This window comes from Acidiferrobacterales bacterium (genome assembly GCA_028820695.1).
Taxonomy (GTDB): Bacteria; Pseudomonadota; Gammaproteobacteria; order Arenicellales; family JAJDZL01; genus JAJDZL01.
On sequence record JAPPIB010000020.1, the window covers coordinates 59,033 to 76,034 of the forward strand.

18 protein-coding genes and 1 tRNA gene are annotated in these 17,002 nt (G+C 50.4%); 8 read left to right on the plus strand and 11 right to left on the minus strand.

What is annotated here, in order from left to right:
- Nucleotides 1–14: 14 nt before the first annotated feature.
- The 3 genes from OXI60_02660 to sohB are packed head-to-tail and all read right to left on the minus strand — an operon-like array spanning nt 15 to nt 2,581.
- Complete coding sequence (locus OXI60_02660; protein MDE0308721.1) at nt 15–1,010, minus strand: NAD(P)H-quinone oxidoreductase; 996 nt, start codon at nt 1,008–1,010, stop codon at nt 15–17.
- The gene (locus OXI60_02665; GenBank protein MDE0308722.1) at nt 1,003–1,530 is read right to left on the minus strand and encodes a gamma carbonic anhydrase family protein; all 528 of its coding nucleotides are present in this window, start codon (nt 1,528–1,530) and stop codon (nt 1,003–1,005) included. The genes OXI60_02660 and OXI60_02665 overlap by 8 nt, the downstream gene beginning before the upstream one ends.
- A 10-nt stretch (nt 1,531–1,540) precedes the next feature.
- A complete protein-coding gene (gene sohB / locus OXI60_02670) occupies nt 1,541–2,581 on the minus strand; it encodes a protease SohB (protein ID MDE0308723.1) in 1,041 nt (346 codons plus the stop codon).
- A 521-nt stretch (nt 2,582–3,102) separates the two neighbouring features.
- On the opposite strand from sohB, the gene OXI60_02675 reads away from it, so the two are divergent.
- Complete coding sequence (locus OXI60_02675) at nt 3,103–4,323, plus strand: ATP-binding protein (GenBank protein ID MDE0308724.1); 1,221 nt, start codon at nt 3,103–3,105, stop codon at nt 4,321–4,323.
- Between the two features lie 317 nt (nt 4,324–4,640).
- On the opposite strand, the gene OXI60_02680 is transcribed toward OXI60_02675, so the two are convergent.
- Entirely contained in the window at nt 4,641–5,072 is a 432-nt protein-coding gene (locus tag OXI60_02680; protein MDE0308725.1) for a hypothetical protein, read from the minus strand.
- 18 nt (nt 5,073–5,090) lie between these two features.
- Nucleotides 5,091–6,752, minus strand: a complete 1,662-nt coding sequence (locus OXI60_02685) for a glutamine--tRNA ligase/YqeY domain fusion protein (GenBank protein ID MDE0308726.1) — start codon at nt 6,750–6,752, stop codon at nt 5,091–5,093.
- 107 nt (nt 6,753–6,859) lie between these two features.
- On the opposite strand from OXI60_02685, the gene gshB reads away from it, so the two are divergent.
- The 3 genes from gshB (at nt 6,860) to OXI60_02700 (ending at nt 9,377) form a co-directional block, all read left to right on the plus strand.
- Nucleotides 6,860–7,789: a glutathione synthase gene (gshB, locus tag OXI60_02690; GenBank protein ID MDE0308727.1), complete on the plus strand. Its 930-nt coding sequence runs from the start codon at nt 6,860–6,862 to the stop codon at nt 7,787–7,789.
- A 32-nt stretch (nt 7,790–7,821) separates the two neighbouring features.
- Complete coding sequence (gene gltX, locus OXI60_02695; protein ID MDE0308728.1) at nt 7,822–9,222, plus strand: glutamate--tRNA ligase; 1,401 nt, start codon at nt 7,822–7,824, stop codon at nt 9,220–9,222.
- A 79-nt stretch (nt 9,223–9,301) separates the two neighbouring features.
- A tRNA-Ala gene (locus OXI60_02700) sits at nt 9,302–9,377 on the plus strand.
- A 627-nt stretch (nt 9,378–10,004) separates the two neighbouring features.
- Here OXI60_02700 and OXI60_02705 read toward each other — a convergent pair.
- From OXI60_02705 to OXI60_02715, 3 genes are all read right to left on the minus strand, one after another.
- Nucleotides 10,005–10,373 (minus strand): type II toxin-antitoxin system death-on-curing family toxin, encoded by a 369-nt coding sequence (locus OXI60_02705; GenBank protein MDE0308729.1) that lies wholly within the window; start codon nt 10,371–10,373, stop codon nt 10,005–10,007.
- Nucleotides 10,374–10,392: 19 nt separating this feature from the next.
- Nucleotides 10,393–10,641 (minus strand): hypothetical protein, encoded by a 249-nt coding sequence (locus OXI60_02710; protein ID MDE0308730.1) that lies wholly within the window; start codon nt 10,639–10,641, stop codon nt 10,393–10,395.
- Nucleotides 10,642–11,936: 1,295 nt separating this feature from the next.
- Nucleotides 11,937–12,212 (minus strand): hypothetical protein, encoded by a 276-nt coding sequence (locus OXI60_02715; GenBank protein MDE0308731.1) that lies wholly within the window; start codon nt 12,210–12,212, stop codon nt 11,937–11,939.
- A gap of 284 nt (nt 12,213–12,496) precedes the next feature.
- On the opposite strand from OXI60_02715, the gene OXI60_02720 reads away from it, so the two are divergent.
- The 4 genes from OXI60_02720 to OXI60_02735 are packed head-to-tail and all read left to right on the plus strand — an operon-like array spanning nt 12,497 to nt 13,522.
- Nucleotides 12,497–12,736 (plus strand): type II toxin-antitoxin system prevent-host-death family antitoxin, encoded by a 240-nt coding sequence (locus tag OXI60_02720; GenBank protein MDE0308732.1) that lies wholly within the window; start codon nt 12,497–12,499, stop codon nt 12,734–12,736.
- Nucleotides 12,718–13,146, plus strand: coding sequence for a type II toxin-antitoxin system VapC family toxin (locus OXI60_02725; protein MDE0308733.1), 429 nt, complete (start codon nt 12,718–12,720; stop codon nt 13,144–13,146). The genes OXI60_02720 and OXI60_02725 overlap by 19 nt, the downstream gene beginning before the upstream one ends.
- Before the next feature lie 30 nt (nt 13,147–13,176).
- The gene (locus OXI60_02730) at nt 13,177–13,386 is read left to right on the plus strand and encodes a hypothetical protein (GenBank protein ID MDE0308734.1); all 210 of its coding nucleotides are present in this window, start codon (nt 13,177–13,179) and stop codon (nt 13,384–13,386) included.
- A gap of 13 nt (nt 13,387–13,399) precedes the next feature.
- Nucleotides 13,400–13,522, plus strand: coding sequence for a hypothetical protein (locus OXI60_02735; GenBank protein ID MDE0308735.1), 123 nt, complete (start codon nt 13,400–13,402; stop codon nt 13,520–13,522).
- Nucleotides 13,523–13,748: 226 nt separating this feature from the next.
- Here the strand turns inward: OXI60_02735 and dctP are convergent, their stop codons facing one another.
- From dctP to OXI60_02750, 3 genes are read right to left on the minus strand one after another with little or no spacing between them, the layout of a single operon-like run.
- Nucleotides 13,749–14,831: a TRAP transporter substrate-binding protein DctP gene (gene dctP, locus OXI60_02740; protein ID MDE0308736.1), complete on the minus strand. Its 1,083-nt coding sequence runs from the start codon at nt 14,829–14,831 to the stop codon at nt 13,749–13,751.
- A gap of 45 nt (nt 14,832–14,876) precedes the next feature.
- On the minus strand, nt 14,877–16,199 hold the full coding sequence (locus OXI60_02745) for a TRAP transporter large permease subunit (protein MDE0308737.1): 1,323 nt from the start codon (nt 16,197–16,199) through the stop codon (nt 14,877–14,879).
- Nucleotides 16,196–16,708, minus strand: a complete 513-nt coding sequence (locus OXI60_02750; GenBank protein ID MDE0308738.1) for a TRAP transporter small permease subunit — start codon at nt 16,706–16,708, stop codon at nt 16,196–16,198. Before OXI60_02750 ends, OXI60_02745 begins: the two co-directional genes overlap by 4 nt.
- Nucleotides 16,709–17,002: the final 294 nt, after the last annotated feature.

Sequence of the window (17,002 nt, forward strand, 5' to 3'; positions counted from 1 at the left end):
TGCAGTGGCTGTTTTCAGCTGATCTGCAGAAGAACCTTTCCGATGTGCGTGCCCGAATCGAGCCGCCTGTGTGCATCGCGAACCTGCGTCATCGGAAAAATCGAGTCGATAATTGGTCTTACATCGCCGTTATCGAGCAAGGGCCACGCATGCTTTCTCAGTTGCTCAGCAATTTCCGATTTTTGTGATACCGTTCTGGCCCTCAGTGTTGAGCCGGTCACTGTCAGCCGCTTGAGCATGATCGGCAGCACATTGATTTCGGACTTCAGTCCGCCCTGGGTTGCGATAATGACCAGACGGCCTTCGGGCGCGAGGCACTTGATGTTTTTGGAAAGGTAGGCACCTCCAACGATATCCAGGATTACGTCGACCCCTTGTCCGTTAGTCCAGGCCTTCACCTCTTCAACAAAATCGGCTTCCCGATAGTTGATTGCGTGTTCCGCCCCGAGTTCGATGATGGCGTTGCATTTTTCCTTACTCCCGGCGGTCGCGCAGACTTGGGCACCGAACGCGTTTGCAAGTTGTATTGCGGTTGTTCCGATACCGCTGGTTCCGCCGTGAACAAGAATGCGTTCCCCGTCTTTCAGATTCCCCCGCATGAATACGTTGGTCCAGACTGTGAAGAAAGTTTCCGGGACTGCGCCGGCCTCCACGATATCCAGTGATTTTGGGACCGGCAGGCAGGAACTTGCGGGTGCGGTACAGTATTCGGCATAACCTCCACCGGCAAGCAGTGCGCAGACTTCATCACCGACTGCCACACCGTCCGCGTCGGGTGCGGCCGACACAACTTGTCCCGAAACTTCAAGCCCCAGTATGTCTGATGCACCGGGCGGAGGGGGATATTGTCCATTGCGTTGCATGATGTCGGCACGATTCAGGCCGGCTGCCGCAACCTTGATCAGCACTTCACCATTGGCGGGTTCAGGAATCGGTCGCTCGGTGATGTCCAGGACATCAGCGTCTCCGAATTCGGAGAGGTCGACGACTTTCATTGTCCTATCACTCATCGGCCACTTCCTTCAGGCTTGACTTATATCTCCTGATCTTGTCAATGTAAGACTGGTTGAACCGTTTCAACATATCAATCTCGCTGTCGTTCAACTTCCTGATCACCCGGCCGGGCGAACCTACGACCAGGCTGTTGTCGGGTATCTGTTTGCCATCGGTAATCAGTGCATTGGCTCCGACAAGACAGTTCTCACCGATTCGTGCGTTGTTGAGTACAACTGCATTGATACCGATCAGCGACCAGTTGCCGACAGTGCAGCCGTGCAGAACTGCCTTATGGCCAACCGTTACGTTGTCGCCGATGTCCAGCGGACAGCCCGGGTCGGTGTGCAGCACACAGCAGTCCTGAATATTTGTGCCGTTGCCGACGGTGATTCGTTCGTTATCGCCGCGAACGACGGCACCGAACCAAATTCCGACATTGTTTCCGAGGACCACATCACCGACCACTGTGGCGGACTGCGCAACAAAAACATTTTCTGCACATCGCGGAGTTCCGTTATCGAGAGAGTAGAGCATTGGCAGAAGATCAGAGTCGGCCTCTTGTCGGAAAGAAATTTTTTCTGATGAAGTCAGACACCACCGACCCGAGCAATCCGGCGAAAGCCGGCTTGAACCGGTCGGACAGCGATTCCTTGCGAACAAATATCACTTCGTAAATGTCGGCGGTCTTGCTCGCTTCAAGCAGATAGTCGTCACTCGTTCTCAGCTCGTCCACCAACTTGAGATCCAGCGCCCGGGTTCCGTACCAATGCTCGCCGGTTGAGATTTGATCCACATCGACCTCGGGTCGATTCAGCTGTACGAATTCCTTGAACAGGCTGTGAACATCCTCGAGTTCTTCCATGAACTTCGCCTTACCTTTTTCAGTGGGTTCACTGAACATGCCTACGGTGCGTTTGTATTCGCCCGCGGTATATTCCTGATAGTCAATGTTGTGCTTTTCCAGGGCGCGATGAAAGTTGGGGATCTGCGCCAGCACGCCGACCGACCCGACCACCGCGAAGGGTGCTGCGATAATCTTGTCGGCCACGCAGGCCATCAGGTATCCCCCGCTCGCCGCGACCTTGTCAACTGAAACCGTCAGTTGAATTTCCTGATCTTTTATGCGTTTCAGCTGGGAGGCCGCAAGTCCATAGCCGTGCACGACTCCCCCGCGGCTTTCAAGCTTGACGACAACCTCGTCCGGTGCGTCAGCGATGGTGAGGACCGAAGTGATTTCCTCGCGAAGTCGATCAATCTCGGTGGCCTCGAGATCGCCTTCGAAGTTGAAGACAAAGATACGCTTTCTGTCTTCCGAATCTTCCGCATTTTTCTTACTCGAGGATTTCTGTTCCTTTTTCTGTTTTTTCATCTTCTCCTTGTAGTGTTTCTTGGGAAGCTGAACGGCGTCGATCGCATTCGACATGGCCTCATAACGTCGGTTAATATTGTTGACTTCCAGATGCTCCTTCTGATGCTGACGCTGGCGCGCCGCGATAGCAGCGATCATCATTACCGGCACCAGAAAAGCGACGATTATTGTGACGGTTTTTGCGAGAAAAAGTGCGTATTCGGCTAATTGTTCCATTGTTCAATTCAAGTGTGGCGAAATTGTGGTTTGAGCATTGTCAAGATTTACGATTTCTATTATATAGACGGATAAAGACAGGACACATACGGCGTCTGGCGAACTGTATCGCAAAGGAATTTGACTTGCTGGGTTTTTCAAGATGTTCCCGGACGAAGCGGCGGCAGGGAATCGGTTGATTTTCGTGCGCTGGCTGATGGTATCCGATGCCCAAATTACAGCTGTGTAAACATCCAAACCGGATACCATCGTGAAACCATGTCTTTTCACTGACCTGATTGAGTCAAAGCACTCAAAAGCGAACGGTCTTCCAGCCAGCAATGAGCTGTCGGGCATGGTGACAACCAAGCCGTGCTGAACCGACTTGGTCGAGAGTAAGGACCGCGTTCTCCAACTCATCGTCAAGTTTATCGCGACCAACTGATTTCAATTGGTCAAGCTAACGCTTTCAAATAGTCGGTAATATAATTTCAAACAGTCGTATAATCACTTGCAATCAGTCAATACAGTTGGAGGACAACTTGTATCCTCGATTCGTTGAAAACCGAGTCAATGAAGCATTATCCGATACCCGGATTGTTTTACTTTGCGGTCCTCGGCAATCAGGAAAAACGACCCTTGCACAGCAAATTGCAGGTGAAAAATTTCCGTTTTTTACACTTGACGATCCGCTTGTACTTGAAGCTGCGAAAAAGGACCCGGTTGGTTTCGTGCGCGGTATAGATCGAGGTGTAATTGACGAAGTGCATCGTGCTTCAAATCTCATTTTACCCCTCAAATTATCCGTCGATACTGATCAGCGCGCTGGTCGGTTTTTGCTAACCGGGTCGGCGAACCTGATGTCGCTTCCCCACCTTGCGGACTCGCTTGCAGGGCGTATGGCGATTATTCGTTTATTGCCCTTATCCCAAGCAGAACTACGTGGAGGCCGATCGTCGTTTCTGGACCGGGTGTTTTCAGGCAAAGCACTGAAGCCTGCTAACTTGGTAATCGGTGATGAACTTGTCAGTGCTGTGCTTACTGGTGGATACCCAGAAGTCTTGACCCGTTCCAGTTGGAGTCGTCAACAAGACTGGCATCTGGACTATGTCGAAGCAATAATTCAGCGAGACGTCAGTGATGTTGGACGAATAGAGAAATTGGGTGTCATGCCGAGATTGTTGCGGATTCTTGCCCAGTATTCCGGTAAACTTGTCAATTACTCAGCTATCGGATCAGACTTGGCTTTGAACCATGTTTCCACTAAAAAGTATGTGGACATATTTGAAAGTCTGTATCTCGTTCACACATTGCAACCGTGGTTTACGAACAATTTGCAACGTCTGATCAAAACTCCAAAACTGCATTTTCTTGATTCTGGACTACTAGCTGCACTCACAGGTGTCTCTTCGGATAGATTGGTCGGAGAACGCGTCTTGTTCGGACCGCTGCTGGAAAGTTTCGTGTTCGGTGAACTTCTCAAGAATGCGAGTTGGTCTAACGAACGATATGTATTCTCACACTTTCGGGACAAAGAGCGCAATGAAGTCGATATTGTCATCGAAAACAGGCGCGGCCGAATTGTCGGTATAGAGGTAAAGGCGTCGGCAACAGTTACCAAGAAAGATTTTTCCGGGTTGCGCAAGCTGATCACTGCATCTGGTGACAGGTTTGAATTGGGTTTGGTCTTGTATGACGGCGAACAGTTGGTGCCTTTCGGGGATCGTATGGTTGCCGCCCCGGTATCGGTTCTGTGGTCGTAAATGAGTAGTTTAAACAACCCTGAATCGACGGGTCGCGATTAGCTTTTACGGCCTGCCCAGGTAGATGAGGTGCGAATCAACGGCATACGAATTACCTAGATCCGTCTAGTCTGGCCCCTGCTTCGTTGCCGTTTGCATCGAGAATGAAGTCCATGTCGTTTTCACGCACTGGAATCTCCAAGCGCTTGAGCATCTTGCGCTTGTTTCTTTCGCCGGCTTCGCCTGTACCGCCAAAACCCTGATAGCCTTACTCGAAAGAATTTCAAATACCGATGCAACTTGGTGCAGGATTCGCTTCTCAGCTACCGCAAAAAATATCAGCAGGGCACATCCGCAACCCAGATGTAGCCATCGTCATCCACCAAATAACACTCTCTGAGGCCATGCGGTTTATCCTCGGATCCGGCCAGCACAAAGTAGCCCAGATCCCGTGCTCTATTCTCGGCGTCGTCGGGGTCGCAGTCATGTAGTCTGATTTCAACTCCCGTTCCGCGTCGGGGGACATTGGATATCAGGTCGTAAAGATTGTTTTCGAGATAGGTGTGATCGGCATGCAGCATCCATTCGGTTCCAAATCCTCTCAATACTGCGATATCAGGGTCGGAGTACACCACTTCAGCCTGCAAAATCCTCGTCTGGAATGCAATGGATCGCTCGATGTCCCGTACCAGCAGATTCAGTGTCAAGCCTCTGAGCGAATGTCCGTAGTCCGGTGCGGGCATCCATGGTTCGCCAGTTCGTTTTTTCATATCAGGGGGATATCGAGATTACCTTTGCCTGCTCCAGGAGTCCCGCAGCGTTACTGTGCGGTGAAATACCGGCGAATTGTCATCGTCGGCAGCTGAAGCGAGGTAAAAGTAGCCGGTTCTCTCAAACTGAAATCGACTTCCCTGGCCAGCCTTGCCGATTTCGGGCTCAACCGCAGCGTTCGAAATTTCTACAAGCGAGTCCGGGTTGATCAGATCGGAAAAGTCACTGGTCTTTCCGGCTGCCGGGTCAGCAACATTGAACAAGCGATCGTACAGCCTGACGCGGGCAGTGCAGGCATGGTCCTGGGAAACCCAGTGAATCGTGCCTCTGACCTTGCGTCCGTCGGGAGATACGCCACCGCGACTTTCAGGGTCATATCGGCATCTGAGCTCGACAATATTCCCCTCGCTGTCCTTGATCACATCTGTGCAGGTCACAAGGTATGCGAAACGCAGTCGCACCTCCGAGCCGGGCGAGAGTCGAAAGAACTTTTTTGGCGGATCTTCCAGAAAGTCACTTCTGTCAATAAAGATCTTTTTGGTGAACGGTACTTTTCTTGTTCCGAGTTCCGGTCGTTTCGGATGGTTCATCGCGTCCATCCATTCAGTCCGTTCCTCGTCGTAATTCTCGATCACGACCGGCAGGGGGTCAAGGACCGCCAAAGCCCTGGGAGCCTTGTGATCGAGATCCTCCCGCAGGCAGTTTTCCAAGACACCCATTTCGATACTGTTGAAATTCTTGGTGATACCGATCCGATTGCAGAAATCGTGAATTGCGGCAGCTGTGTAGCCACGTTTCCGCATTCCGGAGATGGTCGGCATTCGCGGATCATCCCAGCCGCTGACGAGGCGATCGTCCACCAGCTTGGTCAGCAGTCTCTTGCTGAGCACGGTGTATTCCAGCGATAGCCGTGAAAACTCAATCTGTTCCGGTTTATACGGTGCGGTGACGTTGTCGATGATCCAGTCATACAGGGGACGATGGTCCTCAAACTCCATGGTACACAGCGAATGCGTCACCCCTTCGATCGCATCAGACAGCCCATGCGCGAAATCGTATAGCGGGTAGATGCACCATTTCGTGCCGGTCAGCGGATGTGCTTCATGCTTGATTCTGTAAAGTACCGGATCTCGCATATTGATGTTGCCCGATGCCATATCAATCCTGGCTCTGAGAACATGCGCGTTTTCCGGAAATTCTCCCTTGCGCATTCGGGCGAACAGATCGAGATTCTCCTCAACCGATCGCTCCCGGTATGGACTTTCCCTGCCGGGCTGGGTCAGTGTGCCGCGATATTCGCGAATCTCATCCGGTGTCAGGCTGTCGACATATGCCTTTGCGTTGACAATGAGTTCGACCGCGAATTCGTACAGCTGTTCGAAGTAGTCCGATGCATGCTTGGTCTTTTCATTTCTGGCATATCCGAGCCAGTTGACATCATCGATGATGGAATTGACGTAATCGATATTTTCCTTGCTTGGATTGGTGTCATCGAAACGGAAATTACAGTTGCCGCCGTAATCTTCGGCGATCCCGAAATTCAAACAGATCGACTTTGCGTGACCGATGTGGAGGTAACCGTTGGGTTCCGGTGGAAACCGCGTCACCACGCGCCCATTGTGTTTGTTGTCGGCAATATCCTTATCGATGATTTGCCGAATGAAGTTGGTCGCGTTCAATTGTCAATGGTATGGTACTGCTGGATTTCGGAAGTTTGCGTTGGCGTAAGCGACGCAGAGCCCAATACCCGTTTGATTGTTGAGAAATCCCGTTCAGGATACAGTTTATGAAAATTGCATTTTTGATGGATCCGCTGGAATCCGTCAAGGCTTACAAGGATACGACATTTTATATGATGCTCGCCGGGCGGGAGCGAGGTCATGAGGTATTTTATTTCAATCAGTCCACGTTGCAAACTCGAAACAGCAGTGTGTATGCCATGGTATCCCGACTGGATGTTCACGCGTCGGTCGAAAAGCCGTTTACGGTACTCGAGACCCGACAGTCGGACCTGTCGGATATGGATGTTGTCATGATTCGTACCGATCCGCCGTTTGACCGGGGTTATCTGTATTCGACGCTGATACTGGATCTATTGCCGGCGGGCACCCGGGTCTACAATCGTCCTTCTGGAATCCGCAACTGGAATGAGAAACTGGCCTCGCTGAATTATCCGCAGCTCACACCGCGTTCTGTCGTTACCCGAAGTGAGCAGGAAATCTGTCAGCTATTCGATGAGTTTGACCGGGTGACGCTTAAACCGGTGGATGGGCATGGCGGCAAGGGCATCGTCTTTCTGGACCGGAATGATCCTGGCAACAGTCGCAAGATTAATGATGCTACCCGAGGTGGCCGGGATATGATCATCGCGCAGGAATATCTTGTTGCGGCGACCGAGGGGGACAAGCGAATCCTGTTGGTCGATGGGGAGCCAATCGGCGCAGTACTGAGAGTGCATGCTGAAGGCCAGGAGTTGAATAATCTCGACCAGGGTGCTGAAGCAATGCCGGCTGAGTTGGACAGTGACGACTTACGGATTTGTGAAACGCTCAGATCCGGATTGGACCAACAGGGTATATTTTTCTGCGGTATCGATGTCATTGGCGGGAAGTTGATTGAGATCAATGTGACAAGCCCAACCTGCCTGCAGGAGCTGTGCCGGTTTTCCGGCATTGATCACCATCATGCGATCATAGAAAGACTTGAGTCTTCGTGAACACGTACAGCAACTGAAACGGTGACTTTGAGATGACAGTGGTAACCCGATTCGCGCCAAGTCCAACCGGGAATCTCCATATCGGTTCGGTTCGCACGGCACTGTTCTCGTGGCTCTATTCCCGTCGGCATAACGGCAAGTTCCTGTTGCGGATTGAAGACACCGACCGGCAGCGATCAACACCGGAGTTTTCGGAGCTGATCGTCAATTCGCTTGACTGGCTTGGTCTGTCACATGATGGTGACCTGGTGTATCAGTCTGATCGAACCGCGATTTACCAGCAGCGGGCCCGCGAACTGATCGAGGCGGGTCAGGCATACCATTGCGTCTGCAGTCGGGCGCGCCTGGATGCGTTGCGCTCGGAGCAGATGAAGCAGGGGCTCAAGCCGCGTTACGATAACAAATGCCGCGATCTGGATCTGGCCCCCGATGAATCCACCGATTCTGTCATCCGCTTCAGAAATCCACTGGACGGTGCTGTTGTCGTTCACGACATGGTGCAGGGTGATGTGACATACGACAATGCACAGCTGGACGACCTTATCATCATTCGTCCGGACCAGACACCCACTTATAACTTTTCTGTTGTTGTCGATGAAATTGATATGGGTATCACACATGTCATCCGCGGCGATGATCATCTCAACAACACGCCCCGGCAGATCAATCTTTTTGCCGCATTCGGTCAGAATCCTCCGAATTTCGGCCATGTCCCGATGATCCTGTCCACCGAAGGCAAAAAGATGTCAAAGCGGGATAATGTTGCCGGTGTGCTTGAGTATAGGGACATGGGTTATCTGCCGGAGGCTGTGCTGAATTATCTTGTCCGACTGGGCTGGTCGCACGGGGATCAAGAGATGTTCTCGCTGGACGAGATGATCGGACTTTTTGATGTGAGGAAGATTCATCGCTCCCCGGCGTCACTTGATCCGAAGAAATTCATCTGGATCAATCATCAGCACATGATGAATCTAGATACTCGGGAGATCTGCGAGCGTTCACGGAACTTTTTTGACGATCTTGGTATTGTCATTGAATCCTCGCCGGTTTCGATCGAGCAGGTATTCGAAGTGCAGAAGACCCGCTCGAAGACACTTTGTGAATTTGTCGAAAACAGCCGGTATTTCTTTGTTGATGAGATTGAGTACGATGACGCGGCCGTGCAAAAACATCTGACTGGGACGGTACGAGGACCACTGCAAGAGTTTCGTTCTGCACTGGCCGAAATATCCCGATGGACACGAGACGACATCCATGGTGCATTTGCACAGGTTGTGGAGGCCAACGGTATCAAGTTCGGAGAGCTGGCGCAACCGGTTCGGGTCGCCTTGACCGGTGGTACGACTTCACCGGGTATTGATGTAACGGTGGAGTTGATTGGAAAGTGTCGTGCGCTTGAGCGGCTCGACCGGGCATTGGAACTTGTCGGGTAACTCCGGCCGCGAAATGGTCACTGCGTTTCACCGATGCGGAAACTATAATACCGGGCTATCGAAAGTTCATTCATTCACTGGGGCCATAGCTCAGTTGGGAGAGCGCTACAATGGCATTGTAGAGGTCGTCGGTTCGATCCCGTCTGGCTCCACCATTTCCAATTTGGATTTACGCAATAACCGCCCAGAGAGGAATGAGGACTGTAACGGCTTTCAATCCGTCAGCCTCGATAAGGCAGGGTAAACAGGAATTGTTGAGAACTGTTGGTTGACATCTCTGTGTAAAATCGGCTTCAAACAGTTAGTCACTCTCCCGCTACTGCAGCTGCCGCAAACCCTTGATCGAAAGTCTTGATTCGATTTATCCCGCGGCGTCGGCAACTTGCGAGATGACACAGGTCTCTTGCCGACAGCGCAGGGCATTGTTCGTGCAGCTGACGGGCTAAATACATATCTGCGCTCTCCAGTGGCCAAATTTCTACGTTCGCTTTAACAATAAACGACATAACTGCCTCAAGTGTGTGTCGGCGATTCGTGCTTAGGTAGCAATACACAAGTTCTTGCAATACTTCGGCAGATGTGCATAACGGCTCTCGTTTGCGGTTACAGGCAACGAATAACTCTCGGGCAGGTTCCCTGATCGGATGCGGGCGACCCACGGCATACATGAAAACATTGGTATCGACGAAAGTCATGAATTTGTGATATGTCAAGGAACACATGATTGGGTGTGCGTCAAAAAATTAGCAAGTTTTTCCTGATTTTTATCTTCAAACTGACGATTACTCAGTTTCCGGCTGCTGCGACAAGCTGCGAAGATGACGTGCTAATTGCGTTTCATCAACTATGCCCTGTGCGGCCTTAACGATGATTTGACCAGTTGTCTCAACGTCAAACCCTATACAGATTCCGTTCCTACGTAAAACGGTATCCATTGCGATAACCGCTGTCCTTTTGTTTGCATCATTGAACACGTGGCCAACCGCAATTACAACAGCATAAGTTGCGGCAAGATCGTACGCGTCTCCAATCAGTCCGTAGTGGATGCGATTTTCAACACGATGGATAATTGCGTCCAAAGATTTATCGCCTGCCAGACCTTGCAGTTCATGCGGATCAATCACCTTCTTATGAATGTTCAGCACATCCATACTGCGTAAGATTTCCAATTTACTTGTCTTTTAGATAGTCAAGCAACTTCTTGTTTTGTTCAATTGACTCATCAACAGTTTCATTTACATCAACAGTGTCGGCGTGTCTGAATGTCACGTTATCCACCGCTGATTTTGGTACAAAATACCCGACTACGTTACTGCGGTTTAAAACCGCAACCGGTGAACCACCTGCTGCAGCGAGTACTTTTGCGGGGTCTCTAAGTTCGGTAAGGGACACGGTTTTGTTTGCCAAGATTCTTTCCATCTTCAAACTCCTGTAATTGAGCAGGTATAAATACACACTAAAGTGTGTAATAAGATATTATATTAAATTAACATTCTGAATCGTGCAGAAGTGCAACTGATTGAGGAGACGTTGGCTTTACAAGTTCGATTAATTCTGACGCAATTGATACATTGGCAAGAGTGCGAATCATTTGCATTCGGGTCCCCACCAATTCTTGTTCGCCAGGCATGGTCACAGAGTCTTGACTGGCGCCATGGCTGGTCGTTTACCGACAACTGAACGGCGGAACATGGCAAGATGTGAGTCGGTGAGGGAGACTCTCGATGATGTGGAAGAAGACACACGTTGACCGCATGAATCAAGTCCGGACGGTGGGAGGGGGACAGAATCGGCCCGTAACGGTATTGGGTGTTGAGGTGACGACGGCCAACCCATCGCGGATCAATACGCACAATGCAATGTTGCGCTTAAATAACAACTATCTGTTTTTATTGATGAAATATTTTAAAACCCCTATATCCGTGCATTACGCTTAAATAAGAATTGCGTATTCTGATTTATGTGAACGCGATTCTGGAACTATGCGAACATTTTGCCGAAAACTTGTCGATTGGCACCGCTTTTCTCAGTTGATTTTGAAGTCCAATAAGGTTAAATTTAAACCAAATATTGCTGTCACGCCTCTTCACAATGTTCACAATGCGCAACCTTGACGGCTTTTTTCTTTCCGCGATTTGGAAACTCCCGGTGAACGAATATTGAGGTGGCATAGCTGTTCATACTGCCATCACTAATCTAAATATTGAACCGAATCTGAACACGGAATGGACTGTAACAGCCTATAGCTCGCCAGTCTCGACAGGGTGAACCGGAATTTTCTCGTACTGTTGTTGACAGTCCTGTGTCAAGTGGACTTGGAGCAGGTGATCATGCTCCGACTCTTGCAACCGCCGCAAGCCCTAGGTCGAAAGTCTTGATTCGATTTACGCCGCGCCGCTGACAACTTGCAAGGTGACACAGGTCCCTTACCGACAGCGTAGGGTATTGTTCGTGCAGTTGGCAGGCCAGATACACATCTGCGCTCTCCAGCGGCCAAACTTCTACTTCCGCTTTAGCAATAAAAGACAGAGCTGCCTCAAGTGTATGTCGGCGATTCGTGCTTAGGTAGCAATACACCAGTTCTTGCAATACTTCGGCAGAAGTGCATAACGGCTCTCGTTTGCGGTTAGAGGCGAAAAAAAATTCTCGGGCTGGTTCCCTGATCGGATGTGCACGCCCCACGGCATACATAAATACATTGGTGTCGACGAATGTCACGTATTCGTCATGCCTCGGTTGCGGGTTTCGTGTATGACAAGCAGATGCTGTTCCCAGTCGGGTTCTGTTCCGTTGGAATCGAGGTTGTCGCACTTGGTGAAAAATTCTTCGATGTCTGCAGGTGATTCGAACGGTGTGACCCCAGAGTTTCGGTCAAGCCGTTCATCGGCTGCAGCGCGTAACCAGGCACTCAGTGTCAGACCTTCTTTGCGAGCCTGATGAATATATCGACTGCGATCTTCATCGCGAATTATCAATTGAACCCTGGCCATGTCACTACCCTGCAATGTCATGTGTATGTGTATATATTATACACAAATTATGAGATTGTTGCAGAGTGCCAGAACGTGATGTGAGCACTAGCACTTTGTGAGTCCGAATTGATTTGCCGCAAATGAACTAAAAGCGTATTGGCAACGATTTTTTCAGCAAGACAGTGATGTTGATGTGCGAATCGAAATCCAATATCTATCGCTCGCAGGGGGAATACTACGTGTTGAATCATTGAATGATATAATGTACATAAACAATGTACATAATATTTCCGAGGGCGATCATGAAGGCAATCACTGCAACAGAGTTCAAAAAGAAGTGCTTGAACATCATCGGTCGAATGACTGAGGACCGGCAACCGGTCACGGTCACCAAACGAGGTGTTCCTGTAGCAATTGTGTCACCAGTCGAGCAGTCTGATGTCGGCAATTCCATTTATGGCGCAATGAGGGGGACCGTTCTGGAGTACACCGATCCATTTTTGCCCGCAACCGATCCGGCCGAATGGGACGTGCTTCAATGATCGTGCTTGACACACATGTATTCATTTGGCACGTATCAGGAGATGTAAGGATTGGCAAGAATGCACGCGAAACGATAGACCGATTCGCTAAGGAGGATTGTGTATTGGTTTCAGCGATCACACCTTGGGAAATTGCGTTGCTGGTCGAAAAATGCAGACTTCAATTGGCGTACGATGTTGAATTTTGGCTGCGTACCTCACTGGCCCTGCCTGGAATTTCCCTCGCTCCGATTTTACCGGAAATATCTGTTGACAGCGTACGTCTCCCGGACACTTTTCATGCCGATCCTGCCGATCGGTTAATCGTCGCAACCGCTCGCTATCACAATGCCTCCTTGGTTACTGCAGATAGCGCGATCCTTACCTACGCGACCACCGGAAGCTTTGAAGTGATTGATGCGAGCAATTGATCTAGGTGGAACGATACCCAGTCCATTCGAGTGCTCGCAGAATTAAAGAACAGTCCTTTGCTTATTCTGATTTATGTGAACGCGATTCTTGAGCTATGTGAATATTTTGCCGAAAATTTGGCGATTGAGAAGAAAGGGATCGCGGGTATGCTGGCAAAGATCGAAGAGGGATCGGGTCAGGTCAGTAAATTGACACGTTATTCAATTCCAAAAACAGAATCTTGCGGTTTTGAAAGTTGAAACAGGCTGAAGAATGAAACACGACGCTCTATGCAGTGCGCAGCATACCGTCCCGCTTATGACACAGCCGACTGAACTGCAGGACTACATTTTCCAACTGCTGGATATTGATCCGGCTCAATGTGTTGCCATGTAAAAGCCAGTTTGATTGAGGCGAAATCTCCATTTGCGCCTTATTCTATGGGACGTCACCTTGTTTACCCCTTGATGACGTTCAGTTTACTGGTAGCGTCGGTTGCTGGTGAAGTTGAAAGGCAAGATCGGCACACCTCACCAAATCGACAGTAAACAACGAAAAAGCCCCGAGGACGAATCCCCGGGGCTTGACTTTTTCTGATGAAATCCTGTTTACAGGACCAAAATCAGCTGTATCGATAGGGAACGCCCACCTTCTCCATAACCTCGGAGTACTGACGGAACGCATCCACCACCTTACGGGTCCGAGGACTGATTGAAGCCAAGTCTTCCCAGAACTCCTTGGAGTCCGCGACAACCTGATCCCATTCTTCTGCCGGAATGGTCGTCAGTTCCATTTTCTCGCCTTCGACTCTGAGCTGTGCCTCACCGCCCCAGTACCAGACCTGACGATAGTAGTGCGAATCATTGCACGACATTCTGAACAGTTCCTGGAGATTGGCTGGCAAAGCATTCCAACTCTTCGTATTCGCAAAGTAGGAACCACACCATGCACCAGTGACGTTGTTGAGCAGGGCGTAATTGCATACATCCGCCCAACCGACTTCGTACGCTTCGGTGAATCCGCACCAGGCGACGCCGTCCAGCTCACCCGTACCGATGGCGACTTCAATATCGTCCCAGGGCAGGGTGACCGGTACCAGACCATAGCGTGACAGGAACCTGCCCGCAGTGGGGACACCGAAAACCCGCTTGCCCTTCATATCAGCAAGTGAGCGAATTGGATCCTTGGTGAAAATATGCAACGGATCCCAAGCACCGGCACTGATCCATTCCACTCCTTCAACCTCACCATAAGCCTCAGCCCAGATCTGATCCAGTCCGTAGTACTTGAACAGCACCGGTAAGTCCAGACTGTAACGGGTGGAAAATGGGAAATACCCACCAAACACACTGATGTCAACCGGAGAGGCCATCGTGGCATCATCACTCTGTACTGCATCCAGTGCGCCTGATTGCATGGCTCGAAACAACTCGTCGGTTGGAACCAGCTGATCGGCATAATACAGCTCAATCTCCATCTGACCGTGTGCAATCTTGTTGAATGATTCGATCTGCGGTAATACCACATGAGCGCCCAGAGGGGCACCCGAATACGATTGCAATCGCCACTTGATGGGGTTGCTCTGTGAGAAGGCATATGGCGCGGTTCCTGCAGCGAGAATACCTGCGGTACCGGCACCGACCTTTTTTACGAAATCCCGACGATCGTGATTAGCCGGACTGATTGTCTTATTTTTATCTGTCATTGTTTTACCTCTTTTTATGAAAAGCGACTCGCTGCGGTGATCAATTCACCTGGTGTAAATTTGGCCAGGTAACCACAGAGCGATCTGGGGAAAAACCATGACCAAAGTCAATGCGACAATCATGACCAGCACAAAAGGCGAGATGGAACGATAGATGTCGCCCAACGTAATTTCTGGCGGTGCCATGGCGCGCATGAGAAAAAGATTATAGCCAAAGGGTGGTGTCATATAGGCGATTTGACAGGTGATGGTATACAGCACACCGTACCACACCGGATCGAAACCGAGGATCTTCACCAGTGGAACATACAGTGGCGCTACGATCACGAGCATCGCAGTATCGTCCAGGAACATACCCATGAACAGATAGGACAGCTGCATCATGATCAGCACTTCCCAGGGTGTCAGATTCCAGTTTGTGATAAACAGGGATTCAATTGCCCTGGCTGCGCCAATACCGTCAAAAACAGCCCCGAAGCAAAGCGCGGCCAGGATGATCCACATGAACATGCACGAAATGCCCAGAGTCTTGCGAATGGTCTCCTCCATGACCTTGCGGTTGAGGCGCCGCTTGACCAACGCGGCCAGTGTTGCGGCGGTCGCACCAACCGCGGAACTTTCCACCAGACTTGTGAAACCCATGACAAAGAGCCCTGTCATGAAGAAAAAGATTAGAAACGGAATGATTCCTGCCCGAAGCAGTCGCAACTTCTCCGACATGGGCATCTGTCTGTCTTCATCGCTCACTGTCGGACCCAGATGAGGTTGCAGGCGGCATCGAATTACGATGTAGATGATGAAAAGGGCGGCCATCATCAGTCCAGGCAGTGCCCCCGCCAGCCACAATTTGCCGACAGACTCCCGCGCAATCATGCCGTAGAGCACCAGCACCACACTCGGAGGTACAAGAATCCCCAGAGAACTCCCGGCCTGCACCACGCCTGTGATCATGACCTTGTCGTACCCGCGTCTGAGCATCTCAGGCAATGCGATGGTGGCACCAATGGCCATCCCTGCCACACTGAGTCCGTTCATGGCTGAGATCACCACCATGAGGCCGATCGTACCGACCGCAAGACCGCCCTTAAGCCCCCCAAACCATACATGGAACATCCGATAAAGATCGTCGGCAATTCCCGATTCCGACAAAATGTATCCCATGTAAATGAAAAGCGGCAGGGTCAGCAACGGGTACCACTTGAACAGCTTGAATGCAGCCGTGAATGGCATTTCCACGCCACCCTCGCCCCACAGCAGCAATGCTGCCACCGTGGAAACGATACCAATGGCCGCAAAAACACGCTGTCCTGTCAGCAGCATCAACAGCATGGATGCGAACATGATGATGGCGATGGCTTCGTAACTCATGCCAACTCCACCCCGCGAGATTTGGCCAGATCCTTGAAGAATGTGGAGATGGCCTGCAACAGCATCAGCAAGATTCCAAGTACCATGATGACCTTGATCGGAATCACCGATGGATTCCACATTGAAAACAGTCTTTGATTGGTTTCAATCGCGTAGATTGTGCTGGATATTGAGCCGAACAATAGCACGATCAGATAGACGACCAGGAAAATCGCCGTGAAACTGTCCATTCTCGCCTTATTCCGTTCCGACAGCCGGTCATACAGCAAATCCATACGTACATGAGTTTCAAGTTGCATGGAGTATGCGCCACCCATGATGTAGTAGGCCGCAAGCGTGAACTGGGCCAGTTCCACACACCAGAAAAGCGGAATGTTCAGTACATTACGGGTAATCGCATCCAATAGCAATGTTCCAATCATGACGAAGATCAGAAGCATTGCAAGCCGCCCGAAACGCGTGGAGACATAGTCCACTACCCGGACATAATTCACGATAAATGACGGCATTTCAGTGTTGATTTTGAGTCTGTTTTTTTCTCAAGTTAGCCAGTATACATTCTCAAGATAATCAGTAGCGTGAGAATCAAGCCAATCAAATCACAAGCAGCGGCTTGGCAAAATCCGCTAGATGACAGTCCAAACTCTGGTTGCGATACATACCGTTGACCTGACTACGAAGAGAAATGGTGCGAGAATCGCGAGGGAACATTCACTCGCATCAATGTCCGATTCATCGCAGCGGGGTGGTGCCCTGAAATCGCGTTAGAGCATTATTTTCGCATCAACAGCCCGATTCTGGCG